This window comes from Caldicellulosiruptor hydrothermalis 108 (assembly GCF_000166355.1).
Taxonomy (GTDB): Bacteria; Bacillota; Thermoanaerobacteria; order Caldicellulosiruptorales; family Caldicellulosiruptoraceae; genus Caldicellulosiruptor; species Caldicellulosiruptor hydrothermalis.
This window is the reverse complement of record NC_014652.1, coordinates 358,013-374,221: the sequence shown is the minus strand read 5'-3', so window position 1 is coordinate 374,221 and position 16,209 is coordinate 358,013. Positions and strand designations below refer to the sequence as shown.

The following is a 16,209-nucleotide window of genomic DNA, read 5'->3' as shown; positions in this document are numbered from 1 at the left end:
TAGATAATTATAAATAAATGCAAAGAGGCTGTCCAAAATCTTCTTGGATAGCCCCTCTTCAACTTTTTGATTTCTCTCTGCAACTTACAGTCCAAAAAATTGGTTTATTGATTCAAGAGTATTCCTTACCATAAAATCAATTTCATCGTTTTCAATAACAAATGGAGGCATAAAATATATTACATTTCCAAGAGGACGAATAAGCAACCCTTTTTTCAAAGCAGTTTTATAAATGTGATATCCCACTCTCTTTCTCCAATCAAATTCCTTTTTAGTAGCCTTATCTTCAACAAGCTCAATTGCTCCGATAAATCCAAATTGCCTATACTCACCCACAAACCTATGGTTATCAAAAGTTTCTCTAGCAAGCTCCTCAAGGTAGGTTGCTTTTTCATTTATTTTCTTGAGGACATTGTATTCCTCAAAGATTTTTAATGATTCTAAAGCAACTGCACAAGCAAGAGGATTTCCGGTATAGCTATGACTATGCAAAAAAGCTTTTAATTCCACATAGTCAGCATAAAACGCATCAAAAATTTCTTGAGTGGTAAGTGTTACTGCCAACGGCATATAACCTGCTGTCAAACCTTTTGATAAACATAAAAAGTCTGGAGTTATTCCTGCATGTTCACATGCAAACATCTTTCCTGTTCTACCAAATCCAACAGCTACCTCATCTGCAATGAGATGAACATCATAGCTGGTGCAGACCTCTCGCAATAGCTTTAAAAATTTAGGTGGGTAAATTTTCATGCCACCTGCACATTGGATAATTGGCTCAATTATCACAGCACAAATCTCTTTATGGTGCTTTTCTAAAATCTTTTCTACTTCTTCAAAACATTCTACATTGCAGCTATATCTTGTTTTGTGGTATTTACATCTAAAACAATCAGGACCTTGAATTTTTATGGATTCCTTCATAATGGGTTTATATATCTTTGAATACAGATCTATACTTCCAACAGACAATGCCCCTAAGGTTTCTCCATGATATGAGTTTGTAAAACATGCAAACTTGAGCTTTGTATAATTCCCCTTCTGTTGATGATATTGAAAACTCATCTTAAGAGCAACTTCGACAGACGTTGATCCATCATCAGAAAAGAATACTTTTTCCAATCCATTTGGGGTTATTTTAACTAATTTTTGAGACAATTCAATAGCTGGTTTGTGTGAAAAATTTGCAAATATTACATGTTCTAACTTGTCTGCTTGAGCTTTGAGAGCATCATTTAATCTTTTATTGCAATGTCCAAAAAGATTTGTCCACCATGAAGAAATTGCATCAAGATATCTATTTCCTTCAACATCGTATAGCCATACTCCCTGGCCTTTCTCTATAACGATAGGTGGTAATTCTTCATAATCCTTCATTTGTGAGCATGGATGCCAAATATACTTTAAATCTCTTTGTTGCCATTCATTTAACATTCAAAAACCCCCATTATCTTCATTATTGCCCTATCATCAAAGCATTTTTTAAAAATATTTTTAAATTTATTCTCATCTACATCACTTGGAAAATCATTTATAAAGTCTACTTTGGCTAATATTGGAATATTGGTAAACTTTGCTATTGTATTTATTACTTTATCTTCATCAGGTTCATTCTTATACCTATTCACTATGATTCCTTTTAAATAAAGTCCGTAAGCTTTTGCAAATTCAACTGTCAAGAGAGTGTGATTAATTGTTCCCAGCTTTGTTGTTGTAACCAATATAACATTGTTGCAAATTTCCTTTATCAATTGATATTGCATATAAAACTGATTATTTTGTTCTTTTAGTGGAACTGCCAACCCGCCACAACCTTCAATTATTATAAATTCATAGACCTTTGACAAATCATCAAAGGTCTGCTTTATTTGATCAACATCAATATCTTTATTCTCTTCCCCTGCAGCTATATGAGGAGAGGCTGGTTTTTCAAATATAAATGGTGTGAGTCTGTAAATATCCCCTTTTATTTTTGCAAAATTAACTACAAATTCTGTATCTTGAGGTATTAGCATCTTTCCTCTTCTTTTAGCCCCACTTAGTACTGGTTTGAAATATCCTACGTTATATCCTTTTTCTTTTAAAGCCCAACAAAGTCCAGCACATATAAATGTCTTTCCAACATCAGTATCTGTTCCAATAATGTAAACAGCACTCATTTTTCCTCTCTCCTTGATTAAAGCTACTCTTGGGGTTCTTGTAAATATCTTGTATTTATGAGTAAAACTCTTTCTAACATTGGTTTTAATCTTTTTGCAACAAAGGAAGCAACAATACATAAAAATATATCTCCAGGCACACACACCAAAAATCCCCAGTACAAAGCCCAACTAATTGTTTTCGGCATTTTTAGATAAAAGTTGTAAATCACATACAGATAACTAACTCCTAATAAGTATACAACAAACAAACCACTCAGCGAACCTATAAGGTTTAAGCTTATACTTCTACTCTGCTTCAAATGAGATATATAACCAGCTATATATGCACACAGTATAAAGCCAATAAGATAACCAAAGGTCGGCTTAAAAATATACAATGGACCTCCGCCCTCTGCAAAGATTGGAATACCAATAAGCCCTGTTGATACATAAACAACCTGTGACAGTGCTCCAAGTTTAGGACCTAAAAGAAGTCCTGCCAATGCACAAAACAGAAGCTGAAGAGTAAATGGTACATAAGGAATGGGAATTTTTATATAGGCTCCCACAGCAGTCAAAGCCGCAAAGAGAGAAACCAAGCAAATACTTTTTGTATTCACAGGATTGACCTCTCCTTTCAGTTTTGTTATTCAATGTCATCTTTCCTTTATTATATTTTCTGCATTGAGATTTGTCAACCCATTTTAAAATAATGGTTTACTAATCAGACAAATAAATAGTCAAATAAAGTAGATACTGAACAACTTTCTATTTTCAAGCATTTTAAAAGTTATAAAAACAAATCATTCTCCTCTGCAGCAGCAACTAATTGCACTTCTGCCTAATTCCCTTACTATCTCTGTCATACCATATCCTAATTCTGAAAGCTTTTCTATAATCCCTCTTTCTGCTTCACTTGAGCGTTTAAATCTTCTTCTCTTTGTGTTATTATCATCATAGACCAATAGCTTCAAACCTCCTGTGTATGGGTTTGTCTTTTCAACTAATATCATACATGGTTTGAAGCTATGGCTTTAATATTTTCTTATCCTGTTGCATTTAATTTTACAACAAACAAAGTTGACATATCTATTTAATGAGAATATACTAAAGTTAGAAAGTACAACTTTCTAACTTTAAGAGGTGAGAAATGGTGATAGTTGAAATAAAGAAAAAGTCCCAAGTGACAATTCCAGCTCAAATTCTGAAGAAGTTAAACTTGCAAGTAGGTGATTTGTTACAAATAGAGGAGAAGGACGGCAGAATAATTTTAACACCTGTGGTCACTGTTCCAAAAGAACAGGCATGGTTTTATTCTGAGAAGTGGCAAAGAGAAGAAGCAACTGTAGAACAGGAAATCAAGGAAGGCAAACTCATGGTGGCTAATTCGTTGCAAGAGTTATTTGAGGATTTGGGGTTGAATGACGAATGAAGATTTATTACTCGCAACTTTTCAAAGAAAAAGTAAACAAATTGCCACCAGATGTAAAAAAGATACTAAAGAAAAAGTTAGAACTATTATTACAAAATTCATACCACCCTTTTTTGCGAACTAAAAAAATACAAGGAACAAAAGATATATTTGAAACAAGCATTACGATGGGAATAAGACTGACATGGCAGTACAAAGAAGATGGAATAATTCTTGGAAATATTGGTGAACATGATAAAACTTTGAAAAATCCATAAACTTACTTACTCATCTCCTCGATAATAATAACTTCAATATCGATGAGATTTTAAATGATTTTGTGTAAAAAATATAAAGGCCTCTTTCTTGGTAAGAATCAGAATATAAGTATACGTAACAAGGATGGCTTAATTTATATACACAAAATTATTTATAGTCTCTTCTTCGGCAAAGAAAACAGAACCGAATGGAATAAAGTCTTCGAAGATCTAGTAAACCGTGGTCTTAAAAAAGTTTTAATAGTTGTCAGTGATGATTTCCCAGGTATAATTGAAACAGTCAAGGCTGTATATCCTTATGCTGACCACCAGCTCTGTTTTGTCCATCTTCAAAGAAATATTCGTAAATCCATGACCAAAGCCGATGCTGCAGAATTCAACAAAGAACTCAACAAAATAAAGCTCTCTTCTTCATTTGATGAGGCTGTTGAGAAATTTTAAAATCTTTGTAATATATTCAAAGAGAGATACAGCCGATATATGAATCTCCTTATGGAAAAAGCAGAGTATTATATAGCCTTTACTAAATATTCTGAACCCTTAAGAAAACATATTTATACCACTAACGTTGTAGAAAGTGTCAACAGCCTGATTGAGAAATCCGCATAAAAACGGGTGGATATTTCAATTCCGTTGAGGTCCTTGAAATTAATGTTTATCTCCAGAGAAAAAATTTAAAACAGACAAAATGGAGAAAACCGGTTCCAATGATAAATGGCCATATCTATGAAATACAACCACTTTTCCAGTTACGTTACTTTAATTAGACACAAAATTCTTGACAAGTCTCTTTTAAATGGTTGATAGATTTTTTGTGTCCATTATACTATCATAATGTGATATAATTTGTATAAGTTTTGAACATATGAATTTATCATAAATTGTAATATTTGTAAAAATTTAAGTATACTTTAAGTTTTCTTCTATAAAAGGAGGCATGTTTGAATGGATAAACAACAGGCTAAGTTATGTGTCAAAAAAACATTTGAAAATCCGTTTGATAAAGAAAGTTTTTTGTTTTTTATCAAAAATTTATTAAAAGAGATAGAAGAAAAAACTTTTATATATTCAGGCGTATATATTCCTGATGCTTTTTCAGAACACATCAACTCTTTGGAACGTATTGGGAAATTTTATGACATAAATGGACATGAAATTGATATATTGATAGTCAAGCTTAAAAAAGAAACCACTTTAGAAAAGGCAAGAACATTACAAAGAAACTTTATAAGGTGGTATTTGAATGGTTCTCGAAGAGGAAAATTGAAAGACGCAGCGCTTGTTGCCTTTGTTGCACCTTCTTATGAAGATTGGCGGTTTTCACTTGTTAAGATGGATTACAAATTTGATGAAAATGGCAAAATCAAAGAAGAATTAACACCTGCAAGAAGATGGTCTTTTTTGGTTGGAAAGAACGAAAAAAGTCATACTGCTCAAAGCAGATTTGTACCTCTTCTTGAACGTGATGACAAACCTACATTACAAGATTTAGAAGAAGCATTCAGTATTGAAACTATAAGCGACGAATTTTTTAGAAAATATAGAGATTTATTTATAAAGTTAAAGGTTGAACTTGATAAAATTTTAGAAAAAGACCCTAAAGTAAAAAGTGAATTCCAAGAAAAGAATATAAGTACGGTTGATTTTGCTAAAAAATTATTAGGACAAATCTTGTTTTTGTATTTTCTTCAGAAGAAAGGATGGCTTGGAGTAAAAAGAAATCAAGCTTGGGGTAGTGGTTCCAAGAACTTTATCCGAGAACTTTTTGAAAAGAAGCATGGCGACTACAAAAATTTCTTTAATGATATTCTTGAACCCCTTTTTTATGAAGCACTGAGAACAGACAGAAGTGCAGATGACCATTATTATAGCAGGTTTGATTGTAAAATACCTTTCTTAGACGGTGGACTTTTTGACCCTATGAACGGATACGACTGGGTAAACATTGATATCAATTTGCCTGATGAATTATTTTCAAATAACAACAGAACACCTGAAGGAGATATTGGTGATGGGATTTTGGATATTTTCGATAGATATAACTTCACAGTAAAAGAAGATGAACCTTTAGAAAAAGAAGTAGCAATTGATCCAGAACTTCTTGGAAAAACATATGAAAGACTCAATGCTATAAGAGAAGATAATTTTAAGGAATATTTAAAATCAGTAGGTGATAGAGCAAAAGAAAGTAAATTTAATAAGGAATATGGAGTTTATTATACTCCACGTGAAATTGTCCATTACATGTGCCAACAAAGTTTGATTTATTATCTTACAAATGAGTTTGAAGGAAAAATCCCAAAAGAAGACATTGAACAGTTTGTCGTATACGGCGAATCAATAAAAGAAAATGATGCAAGAGTAGTAAAAGTAGGAAGAGAAACAAAAGAATACAAATTTAAGCTTCCAGAAAATATTCGAAATAATGCAAAAGAAATAGACCAGAAACTTGCTACAATTATTGTTTGCGATCCAGCTGTTGGAAGTGGCGCTTTCCTTGTAGGTATGATGAGCGAGATCATCAAATTAAGAGATATTTTGTCAATTTTTATAGATGAACCAGATAGAACGACTTACAGATTTAAAAGAGAATGTATAGAAAACTCTTTATACGGGGTTGATATAGACTCAGGAGCTATTGAAATAGCGAAACTTCGTTTATGGCTTTCATTAATTGTAGATGAGGATGATATACATAATATAAAGCCGCTTCCTAACTTAGATTATAAAGTATAGCTTGTTGAATAAAAGGGATTAACAGAAAAGACAATAAATAGATATATAAAAAGCCATCCTCCTTGAGGTAAAATTACGATAAGAGAAGACTAAAAACACCTAACAAAGGAGGATGGCAATGTCTAATTTTATTAAAACACAAAAACAAAAATTTTTAAAGATACTTATGACAATTGAGAAAGTAATAAAAGCCCTGGGATTAAAGATAAAGAGCAGCAGGAGAGGAAGACCGAAGAAATTTAAGCTAAGCCATATAATAGCTTGTTTTGTTTACAAAGTCAAAAACAAGATAAACAGCTTCAGGGAATTAGAATACAAGATAAATGAAGATGAAGAATTTAAAAAGGCTATAGGGATAGAGAAGAGCCCTGATCATTCATATTTTTCGAAATGGGCAAAGGTAATTGAAGAAGGGTATATAGAAGGGATAGCAAGAATTTTAGTGAGAGAAATAGTTCCGCAGACAAAAGTTTGTGCTATAGATTCCACACCTTTGAGAAGCTCGAGGGGTGACAAAGAGGCAGAAGTAGGAGTATGTGTTAGTTTAGGTTTTTACAATGGGTATAAATTACATGTGTTGGCAACAGTTGAAGATGAGGTTATACCTATAGTATGGTGGTTGACACGTGCAAATATCCATGACAGTAAAGTAGTAGAACTTTTGTATGAAGCTAAGATATTTGGACCTGAAGTAATATTAGCGGATGCAGGTTATGATTGTGCGAAGTGGTTTGAGGTGGCAGATAGACTTGAGATAAAGTTTGTAGCGGCGGTAAATAAGAGAAATAGTAAGGATTTTAGTAATGTAAAAAATATTTTGAGGGTAAAAAATATGGAATTTTTAAGAAGTGAGGAAGGACAAAGGTTATATAAGCAAAGGACAAAAATTGAAAGATTATTTGGGAAGTTAAAAGGAGAATACAATTTAGAACAAATAAGGTTAAGAGGTTTTAGAACATATAAGAGGCATGTGGACTGGATAATGATTACTTATTTGATAGAGGTCTATATTCAAAAAATTGAAAACTGTAAATTTTCTTTTAAATACACGTGGAATAATTTATAGTTCTATATAATAACATTAATGGTATAATTATTTATTCAACAACTTGTATAAAGTAGTAAGAGGGAATTCACTGCAGGAAATAAGAAGAGAAATCAATAATTGGAAAGATTTTAAGTTATTAGAAACTCTAAAAGCTATTTATCACAATGAAACAAACTCAAAAAGAAAGATGGATTATAAACAGCAAATTGATGAAATTTTATCTCGTCTAACAGATAACTTCCAATACTTTGATTTAAAGATATATTTCTCAGAAGTATTTCACAATAAAAGTGGATTCGATATAATAATTGCAAATCCACCTTATATCAAGGAATATATTAATCGAAGCGCCTTTGATGGATTACGTGATTCGCCATATTATCAAGGAAAAATGGATATATGGTATATGTTTGCGTGTAAGGGAATAGATTTTCTAAAACCTTATGGAATTATCACATTAATTGCACAAAATAATTGGGTAACCAGCTTTGGGGCCAAAAAAATGAGAAAAAAAATCATTGAAGATGCTAAAATTCTTCAAATGGTAGATTTCTATACCTTCAAAATTTTTGAATCATCTGAAATCCAAACTATGATTATGATATTTCAGAAAAATTCAAAAGACGATAATTATCAATTTGATTTTAGAAGAGTAAAAGTTGAAAATCCTGACTATAAAGATATTATAGATATGTTAAATAAATTGCCAAATGAGAAGATAGTATACTTGCTCCCTTGTTTTAATAGAAAAATTTTGAAAGACAAACCTTTCACTTTTAACGAAGATATAATAGAAGTTTTGCTAAGGAAAATATTACACCAGAGCAACTTTAACTTGCTTGACAACGAAATTACAAATGGAATACATACACACCATGATTACGTAACTAAAGAAATGCTAAAAATATTAGGTCCAAATTTCAAAGTTGGCGATGGTATATTTGTCTTAAGTGAAGTAGAAAAAAACTCAATACCTTTTACACCTACTGAATTAGAATTAATAAAACCCTACTATACATCAGAGGAACTAAAAAAATATTATGCAGTAAAGAAAAATAGCAAATGGATTATTTATACTGATTCTAAATTCAGGAATCCAAAATTTATTGAACCATACCCTAACATAAAAAAGCACTTAGATAAATTTCAGCAAGTTATAACCTCGGATAATAAACCTTATGGTTTACACAGAGCTAGAGATGAAAAATTCTTTAAAGGAGAAAAAATAATTGCTTTACGTAAATGTGTAGAACCATGTTTTACTTATACAGATTTCGATTGTTATGTTTCTGCTGCGTTTTATATAATTAAAACAGAAAGAGTAAATATGAAATTTTTAACAGCGCTATTAAACTCAAAAGTTGTAAAATTCTGGTTGCGATATAAAGGTAAAATGCAAGGAAGTAATTATCAAATTGATAAAGAACCTCTGTTAAATCTTCCTTTAAAAATACCTAAAAATGTGCAACCTTTTGTTAATTTAGTTGAGGAAATTATTGCAAGAATTAAGCAGAATCCCGCTGCTAATATTTCGGAGCTTGAGATTCAAATTGATAAACTTGTATATGAATTGTATGATCTAACAAATGAAGAAATTGAAATTATAGAAAAAATAAGATGATAACATAAATTACGCTATTGGGAGGCAATACAAAAATGTTAACAGATCTTACATTCATTACTAATCAAGATGGACAAACTCTTAAAGACCGTTTTTTAACGTTGATAAAAGATACCCAGTTTTTTGATATATTAGTTGGGTACTTCTATCTTAGTGGGTTTTATCTTTTGTATCCTTCTTTAGAGAAAACTGAGAAAATAAGAATTTTAATTGGGATTGGAACGGAGCAAAAAGCTTTCGAGTTTTTAAAAAACGCTCAGCAATTGAGTTTGTTTTCTCATTACCAAACTAAAAATGCTATTAGAGACTTTATAAAATATGAAATGGACAACTCTGAAGATAGCAAAGATATTGAGGAAGGAATTAAAAAATTTATTGAATGGATAGCAAACGGTAAACTTCAAATCAGGGCTTATCCTTCTAAATCCCTGCATGCAAAACTTTATATCATGACATTCAAAGAAGGAGACAGGGATGTCGGAAGAGTAATTACAGGTTCAAGCAACTTTACTTACTCAGGGCTTGTTGATAACCTTGAATTCAATGTGGAATTAAAAAATCGCGCAGACTATGAATACGCTAAAGCAAAATTCGAAGAACTGTGGAACGAAGCAGTAGATGTCTCTCAAGATTTTGTTATAACTCTAAAAGAAAACACTTGGCTTAACGAAAATATAACGCCATATGAGATATACCTTAAAACTTTGTATGAATACTTCAAAGAGGATCTTGAGACAATTGATGATATATATTTAGAAGATCTTCCCGAAAATTTTAAACAACTTGAATACCAAAAACAGGCTGTATTGAATGCTAAAAAAATACTGGAAAAATATGGAGGAGTATTTATATCAGACGTCGTGGGTCTAGGAAAAACATATATCGCTGCGCTACTTGCAAAACAATTAGATGGAAAGACATTAGTTATTGCTCCCCCAAAACTGATTGATAGAAAAAACCCTGGTTCTTGGAAAAATGTATTTTTTGATTTTGCTGTTCCTGCCGATTTTGAATCAATAGGTAAACTCGATGATATCCTTAAAAGTGGGGTTGAAAAATATAAAAACATCATCATTGATGAAGCTCACAGATTCAGAAATGAAAACACAGAAGGTTATAAAAAACTTTCCGAAATTTGTCGAGGTAAACGGGTAATTTTAATTACTGCCACGCCATTCAATAACACACCCATGGATATATTAAATCTTATTAAATTATTCCAAAGCCCCAGAAAAAGCAACATTCCAGGTGTTGCTAATCTCGAAGCATTCTTCACAAAGCTTAACAACAGATTAAAAAACATTGATAGACAGGAAAACTACGATGAATACATAAAAGTCACAAGAGAAAATGCTAAGCTGATACGTGAAAAAATTTTAAAACATATAATGGTTAGACGCACAAGATCTGAAATTGAAAAATATTTTGCTGATGATCTGAAAAAAAATAAAATCAAATTTCCCAAGGTTCAAGATCCATTTCCACTTTTTTATCAATTTAATGAAGAAGAAGATAACATTTTCATGGAAACAATCAGATTGATAACTCAAGAATTAAAATATGCCCGCTATATGCCACTCTTGTACTATAAAGAAAAGATAAGCCAATTAGAAGAGCAATCTCAAAAAAATATGGGCGGGTTTATGAAAGTCCTATTAGTAAAAAGATTAGAAAGCAGTTTTTATGCCTTTTCAAAAACTATTGATAGATTTATCCAATCTTATGAAAGATTTATAAGAGAATTTGAGAAAGGGAATGTCTACGTCAGCAAAAAGTATATCAATAGAATATTTGAGTTGTTAGAAGATGGCGATGACATTCTTGTGCAAACCCTCATTGAAGAAGGAAAAGCAGAAAAATATTCATCAAAAGATTTTAAAGATAATTTTATAAAAGATTTAAAAAGTGATCTGCAGATATTAAAACGTATAAAGAATATGTGGAGCAAAATCAACCGCGATCCAAAAATAGAAAAGTTGATTGATGAGTTTATGAGAAATGAAATACTGAAAAACAAAGTTATCATTTTTACAGAGTCCCAAGAAACGGCTGAATACTTATCAGAGAATCTTTCCCGAGCTCTAAAGGAAAATATTCTTCTTTTTACTGGAAAATCAACAGAAAGAGATAGAGATGCAGTAATTGAAAACTTTGACGACAGAGCAAAAATCAAAAAAGATGACTATAGAATTCTTATAACCACTGAAGTTCTATCTGAAGGTGTTAATTTGCATCGTGCCAATGTTGTCATAAATTACGATATTCCATGGAACCCAACAAGAATGATCCAAAGAATAGGTCGTGTAAACAGAGTAGATACAAAATTTGATACAATATATGTTTTTAATTTCTTTCCAACCAAACAAGCAAATGATCAGATAAAACTAAAGGAACTTGCCAAAGCAAAAATTGAAGCATTCCTAACCTTACTTGGTGGTGATGCAGCAATTTTGACTGAAGGTGAACCTGTGGATTCCCATGAATTGTTTGATAAGTTAGTCTCAGCAAAAATATTTATTCAAGAAGATGAAGAGGTGGAAAGTGAACTAAAATATCTTAAAATAATCAGAGAAATTAAAGAAAAAGACCCTCAACTTTTTGAGAAAATTAAACATTTACCAGCCAAAGCACGTTCAGCAAAATTAAGAAATCAGATATCCAACCAATTATCATCAGAGCTGTTCTCAGGTGAAAGTTTTTTGCTGACATTCTTCCGAAAAGGTAAATTGCAAAAATTCTTCTTGGTCTCTGAAAAGGCACAACCCGTAGAGGTTGATTTCGTCACCGCCGCAAAAGTGTTAGAATGTTCAAACAATGAGCAAAAAGAAACAATTCCTCTAAACTTTTACGACCTTTTAGAAAAGAATAAACTTGCTTTTTATGAAGCAACAACTGAAGTTCCCATTGAACCACAAAAAATGAGTACAAATCAGAAATACATTTTGAGTCTCTTAAAAATCCTTCTCAAAAGTCCTGTGGTAAGTGAACATCAAAAAAGCTATTTATTAAAACTAAAAGATAAAATAGAAGAAGGAGCAATTCCTAAAAAAATAATTAATCATGTGACAAATTTGATAAAAGAAAAATTAACAAATAAAAATCCTCTTGATATAGTACCGATTTTTGAAAAAGAAATTTCATCCCGTTTCTTAGAAGAACACTTTATTGCTCAACAAGAAAATTATTCTGAAAAGAGAGAAATAATTCTCTCGCTGTATCTTAAATAATTTGCTTTTTACAATAATTATAAGAGGCTATCTGCCCAGAACATATCATGCAGATAGCCTCTCTTTAATATATTTTTGTGTCACTTCCCCATCTTCTCCTTTAACTTTTGCAACTCATCCAACACATCAGCATCGCTCTGCTCAAGCTCTTTGAATCTGTCCTCAAGCGTTTTGTTGACATTGTAAAGTTCTTCTAAAGCCTCTGCTCTAGTTGGAAGTTAAAATAAAATTGTGTCCACTGTATAATTAGTATTGAAATAATTATCAAAGGGGGTCACTGAGAATGAATAAAAACGAAATTTACGAAACTGCTAAAAATATGGCTGTAGAACAAGTATTAAATATGTATTGCTTCTTGTGATGATCCTAACCGCCCAGCTTTAAAACAGCTTTTAGAAAACTTGCTCGATTGCTTTATGTTATCGGAAAGAGCAGTGTACCTTGCTAAAAATGTCAATGACAAAGGCAATGGTTTTTATTGAAGTAAAACTTGCAACACCTGTGGGCAGTCTTGAAATCTCTGTCCCTCGCACACGCCCTTAGAATTTCCGACCTTCTATCCTCCCTGACCGTTACAAAAGAGTTAATAGTTCATACACTGACCTGCTTATGTCGCAAATATGTCAATGGTTATTCTTGAGCGTTCCCTTGTTCAAACTTTGAAAAACTTAATCTTCCTTACTCCGAAAACGAAATCCTAAAAATCAAAGAAGACCTCAAAAATGAACTTCAATTATTCAAACAAAGAGAACTACCAACTAGTGTTTTTGCTCTCATCATCGATGGTTACCACTGTGAAGTTAAGGATAATTCTAAGGTTAAACAAGCTACTTGTTATATTGTCCTCGGTATCGACTTAGAAGGTAAAAAAGACATCTTTGGTATCTACACTTTCTTCGGCAAAGAAAATAAGGCTGATTGGATGAAAGTATTTGAAGACTTAATTACAAGAGGACTTAAAGAAGTTCTAATTGTCATAAGCGATGACTTCCCTGGTATTATAGATGCTGTCAAACTTGCTTACCCTCTTGCTGATCATCAATTATGTTTTGTCCACCTCCAACGTAATGTCAGAAAACATATGACAAAAGAGGATGCCTCAGCTTTTAACAAGAGTTTGGACAAAATCAAAATCTCTTCTTCTGATTTCGATGAAGCTGTATTGAAATTTAAAGAACTTTGTGATGAATACCTTGCAAAATATCCTCGATTTTATTGCTGCAATATCAGAAAAAGCAGAGTTTTATTCTGCTTATATGAAATACCCCGAGGAATTAAGAAAGCATATCTATACCACAAACGCCGTTGAAAGTGTAAATAGCATGATTGAAAAGTAAAGAAGTAAATTCAGGTAGATACTTTCAGTCTGTTGAAGTCTTAGAAATTAATATTTACTTACAGCGAGAGAACTTACGACGTACAAAATGGAAAAATGGAGTTCCCAGTATTAGAAAATGCATCAATAACATAACCCAACTTTACAACTTACGTTATAAATTGGAAACACAAAATTCTTGACAAGTCTCTCTGTCATACACAGCTTTACCTGTCTGAGCAAAGTATTTTTCAAATGTGCTCAGGTCAGTTCTCATTTGAGTCGTTGTTCCTCTCTTTACTTCACGTGAGATTGTACTTGCACTTCTGCCTAATTCTCTGGCTATCTCTCTTATACCATACCCTAATTCTAACAACTTGTCTATAATCCCTCTTTCTGCTTTACTTAAGTGTTTAAATCTTCTTCTCTTTGTGGTATTATTATAATAGGTCATAGCTTCAAACCTCCTGTGTATGGGTTTGTCTTTTCAACTAATATCATACATGGTTTGAAGCTATGGCTTTAATATTTTCTTACTTTGTTGTATTTAATTTTATACAAATATTTTTAACTTTCATTCTATAAGTTGTCTTACTTTCTCGATTAAATCTTCTAACTTTTTCTCTTCTATCTTATTATGGAAGTAATGCCATAGCATATTAATAGGTTTCTTCCAGTCTTGTTTTACTCGAGGTACATTTAAAAAGTCTTCGATATTGCTTTCAAAAAAGTCTATTTTTTTTGTGTACTCATTTTTATTATTAACAATAAACTCATTTACAAATTCATGAACATTTCTATTCTCATCTTTGTCCATTAAAACAGAATGGTAAATTCCTAATTCTTTGAATAAATTCATATACCTATGAATATTAAATTTTCCCATTGCGTCCAAAACATAAATCTTTTTTTCATTTAATTTTTGCACTTTATTTCTTATAAGATAATCAATAAATACCTTCTCTGTAGCACCTTCACATATCAGCACTAAATCAGCAAAAAATGCACAACATCTTTCTGAATCTAACCAAGATAAGTACCTTATTGATTCTTCTTCCAATCTTCTTTCTTCTTCCGTTTCTCCAATCAATTCCCTAATCCTTTTTTTAATTCTCTCATCTGTTTGCGGATCCTCTAATTTATTTTTTAAAATAACGAATAATTCATTGTTGTTTTTTATTAATTCATCTATTTTCTCGTTTGTAATTTGAAATATTTTTGTAACCCCTTCTTCTCTTTTTAATTTTATAATTGACGATACTTCCTCTATATTTTTGCTAACAAAAATAGGAGAATGTGTAGTTATAAGAACTTGGTGATTTTCTTCACTTGCCAGATTCCTCAGTCCAACGTTAAGAATCTCCTGTTGAGTTGGATGAAGGAAAAGCTCAGGCTCTTCAAATAAGATAAGTGTGAAATCTGGCGAAAAATCTTTCTTATTATTAGATTCTTCTTCTGTCTCTTTTTCTATCTGGGAAGCAATTTTTATAAGTGTATAAATTAAATGACGCTGTAAACCCAACCCATATTGAGTAACATTCATTTCCTTATTTAATGTTTCATCTATAAAGTTAGTTTTAACTAAACTTTTAATTACTTCGTCAGGTCCAATAGGTTCTATATTGACATTAAATTTTACATTCCACTCACGAAGGCTATTATTTATTTTGTTTTCTATATTTTTTAGAGACAATCCATCTTCTGTTTCCTCATTTTTCAAGTTAATGTTAAATTTTTCAAATTCTTCGTAAAGTCTTTGAAAAGATTTACTCTTTTTTGATAATTCCTTAATTATTAAATTCAACAACTTTCTAAATGGAGATGGTCCTGTTGTTTTTAAAGTTTCGTTTGTTGTTGCAAGTGCGGGAATATATATCACTGTTCCCAATTTTGCTTGTGAAATATTTCTCGCTCCATAAAACAAATTTTCTGAAAGCTTACCACTTTCGTACGCATATATGTTACTTTGATTAGCTTTAACCTTGTTTCTATCTTCTGATTTTAAATACTTTCTTACTTTTAATATATTATTGTCATATACGTATTCTTTTTTAATACTTTTCACTTCTTCCTCTGATAAGACATACTCAATTTCTATCCAACTTTCATTGTCATCAGTTTTGAATTTTGGAAAATCATTACTATCATTATACTTAATTTCATCTTCATAAAAAATTCTCAAGGCAGTTAGAATATTAGATTTACCAGAATTGTTGCTACCTACCAATACATTATAATCATATAAATCAAATTTACCATCTTTTATTGATCTAAAATTATGAATAAAAACCGTTTTGATCTTCACTTGTTAAGACACCTCCTGTTTCTTATCTTTTTTTTAAAGTGCTATACATAAGTTAAGCATTTTCAAAAAAAAATTTCGACATTTTTCGACACATTGTTTACTATTTTAAAAATTTATTGTATTTTAT

The 16,209-nt window shown here is 31.4% G+C and carries 12 protein-coding genes and 2 pseudogenes; 8 read left to right on the top strand and 6 right to left on the bottom strand.

What is annotated here, in order from left to right:
* Positions 1-84 precede the first annotated feature (84 nt).
* The 4 genes from bioA to CALHY_RS01530 all read right to left on the bottom strand — a co-directional run bounded on the left by bioA (position 85) and on the right by CALHY_RS01530 (position 3,106).
* Complete coding sequence (bioA, locus tag CALHY_RS01545; RefSeq protein WP_013402256.1) at positions 85-1,434, bottom strand: adenosylmethionine--8-amino-7-oxononanoate transaminase; 1,350 nt, start codon at positions 1,432-1,434, stop codon at positions 85-87.
* Positions 1,428-2,159, bottom strand: coding sequence for a dethiobiotin synthase (bioD, locus tag CALHY_RS01540; RefSeq protein WP_013402255.1), 732 nt, complete (start codon positions 2,157-2,159; stop codon positions 1,428-1,430). Before bioD ends, bioA begins: the two co-directional genes overlap by 7 nt.
* Positions 2,160-2,182: 23 nt before the next feature.
* Positions 2,183-2,761 carry a biotin transporter BioY gene (locus CALHY_RS01535; protein ID WP_013402254.1) on the bottom strand — a complete coding sequence of 193 codons (579 nt, stop codon included), beginning with the start codon at positions 2,759-2,761 and terminating at the stop codon, positions 2,183-2,185.
* 183 nt (positions 2,762-2,944) lie between these two features.
* Positions 2,945-3,106 (bottom strand): integrase, encoded by a 162-nt coding sequence (locus CALHY_RS01530; RefSeq protein WP_013402253.1) that lies wholly within the window; start codon positions 3,104-3,106, stop codon positions 2,945-2,947.
* A 185-nt stretch (positions 3,107-3,291) separates the two neighbouring features.
* Between CALHY_RS01530 and CALHY_RS01525 the strand changes: the two genes are divergently transcribed.
* The 8 genes and pseudogenes from CALHY_RS01525 to CALHY_RS13825 all read left to right on the top strand — a co-directional run bounded on the left by CALHY_RS01525 (position 3,292) and on the right by CALHY_RS13825 (position 13,771).
* On the top strand, positions 3,292-3,573 hold the full coding sequence (locus CALHY_RS01525; RefSeq protein WP_013402252.1) for an AbrB/MazE/SpoVT family DNA-binding domain-containing protein: 282 nt from the start codon (positions 3,292-3,294) through the stop codon (positions 3,571-3,573).
* On the top strand, positions 3,570-3,830 hold the full coding sequence (locus CALHY_RS01520) for a hypothetical protein (protein ID WP_013402251.1): 261 nt from the start codon (positions 3,570-3,572) through the stop codon (positions 3,828-3,830). Before CALHY_RS01525 ends, CALHY_RS01520 begins: the two co-directional genes overlap by 4 nt.
* 162 nt (positions 3,831-3,992) lie before the next feature.
* Positions 3,993-4,597: pseudogene (locus tag CALHY_RS01515) on the top strand (transposase); the annotation flags it as partial.
* A 178-nt stretch (positions 4,598-4,775) separates the two neighbouring features.
* Positions 4,776-6,566, top strand: a complete 1,791-nt coding sequence (locus CALHY_RS01510) for a DNA methyltransferase (RefSeq protein ID WP_049772007.1) — start codon at positions 4,776-4,778, stop codon at positions 6,564-6,566.
* Positions 6,567-6,684: 118 nt separating this feature from the next.
* Complete coding sequence (locus tag CALHY_RS01505) at positions 6,685-7,632, top strand: ISNCY family transposase (RefSeq protein ID WP_013402015.1); 948 nt, start codon at positions 6,685-6,687, stop codon at positions 7,630-7,632.
* Positions 7,633-7,675: 43 nt separating this feature from the next.
* On the top strand, positions 7,676-9,235 hold the full coding sequence (locus tag CALHY_RS01500) for an Eco57I restriction-modification methylase domain-containing protein (RefSeq protein ID WP_049772006.1): 1,560 nt from the start codon (positions 7,676-7,678) through the stop codon (positions 9,233-9,235).
* A 35-nt stretch (positions 9,236-9,270) separates the two neighbouring features.
* Positions 9,271-12,462, top strand: a complete 3,192-nt coding sequence (locus CALHY_RS01495; protein WP_013402250.1) for a helicase-related protein — start codon at positions 9,271-9,273, stop codon at positions 12,460-12,462.
* 694 nt (positions 12,463-13,156) lie between these two features.
* Complete coding sequence (locus tag CALHY_RS13825) at positions 13,157-13,771, top strand: IS256 family transposase (RefSeq protein WP_307188728.1); 615 nt, start codon at positions 13,157-13,159, stop codon at positions 13,769-13,771.
* Positions 13,772-13,988: 217 nt separating this feature from the next.
* On the opposite strand, the pseudogene CALHY_RS01485 reads toward CALHY_RS13825, so the two are convergent.
* Positions 13,989-14,231, bottom strand: a pseudogene (locus CALHY_RS01485) (helix-turn-helix domain-containing protein); the annotation flags it as partial.
* A 120-nt stretch (positions 14,232-14,351) separates the two neighbouring features.
* Complete coding sequence (locus CALHY_RS01480; RefSeq protein WP_013402249.1) at positions 14,352-16,082, bottom strand: ATP-dependent nuclease; 1,731 nt, start codon at positions 16,080-16,082, stop codon at positions 14,352-14,354.
* Positions 16,083-16,209: the final 127 nt, after the last annotated feature.

Coding starts and splice junctions, on each gene's coding strand:
- CALHY_RS01505 (WP_013402015.1), top strand. CDS start 6,685: ATGTCTAATTTTATTAAAACACAAAAACAAAAATTTTTAAAGATACTT.
- CALHY_RS01520 (WP_013402251.1), top strand. CDS start 3,570: ATGAAGATTTATTACTCGCAACTTTTCAAAGAAAAAGTAAACAAATTG.
- CALHY_RS01510 (WP_049772007.1), top strand. CDS start 4,776: ATGGATAAACAACAGGCTAAGTTATGTGTCAAAAAAACATTTGAAAAT.
- bioA (WP_013402256.1), bottom strand. CDS start 1,434: ATGTTAAATGAATGGCAACAAAGAGATTTAAAGTATATTTGGCATCCA.
- CALHY_RS01495 (WP_013402250.1), top strand. CDS start 9,271: ATGTTAACAGATCTTACATTCATTACTAATCAAGATGGACAAACTCTT.
- bioD (WP_013402255.1), bottom strand. CDS start 2,159: ATGAGTGCTGTTTACATTATTGGAACAGATACTGATGTTGGAAAGACA.
- CALHY_RS01525 (WP_013402252.1), top strand. CDS start 3,292: ATGGTGATAGTTGAAATAAAGAAAAAGTCCCAAGTGACAATTCCAGCT.